This is a genomic window from Photorhabdus sp. RM71S (genome assembly GCF_042879355.1).
Classification (GTDB): domain Bacteria; phylum Pseudomonadota; class Gammaproteobacteria; order Enterobacterales; family Enterobacteriaceae; genus Photorhabdus; species Photorhabdus kayaii.
The window spans coordinates 1-550 of the sequence record NZ_JBHFKV010000181.1; the positions used below are offsets into that span (position 1 = coordinate 1).

Below are 550 nucleotides of genomic sequence, written 5' to 3' on the forward strand. Positions count from 1 at the left end.
GGCAATGGCTAAGATTTTATGCTGGAGATTGGTTTCGCCCAGATAGAACAGGCTCTGGCCGGTCATGGCGCTGTATTGCAACCGTTCTTCTTCCGGTATCAGATTGAGTACCGCATCCATCAGTGAACTTTTCCCGGCGGCGCTACTGCTCTGTATCAGCACGGCCAGCGGACGTTCTAGCTTGCGACTGACGGCAGCTAAGTAACCGGCCAGCAGGTTGGTGCTTTCCCCTACCACACCACAGGCGGCTAATTCAGCGGTGATACGCTCGCTCAGTTTCGGGTCTTGCAGCAGCGCCAGCGCCGCTGCCCGCTGGTCCTCGCTCAGTTCGGGAACTGGCGGGGTTTCGGTTTGTTCACTGACACCGGCCTGTTGACACTGTTCCAGTACCAGCAACACCTGCCCCAGCGCCCGGCGCAGGTCGCCTTCGGCCAGCCCGAGTTCGGTGGCGGCCAGCCGCGCATACCCGCCCCGGCTGCGGGCGCTCATCATGTCCACGCTGTCCGCGAACATCACGCCGCTGTCGGTATCAACGACCTGAACATTGACC

1 pseudogene is annotated in these 550 nt (G+C 60.9%); it reads right to left on the bottom strand.

The annotated features are described in order from the left end of the window. Nucleotides 1–550, bottom strand: a pseudogene (locus ACGF5R_RS24405) (DNA primase); the annotation flags it as partial.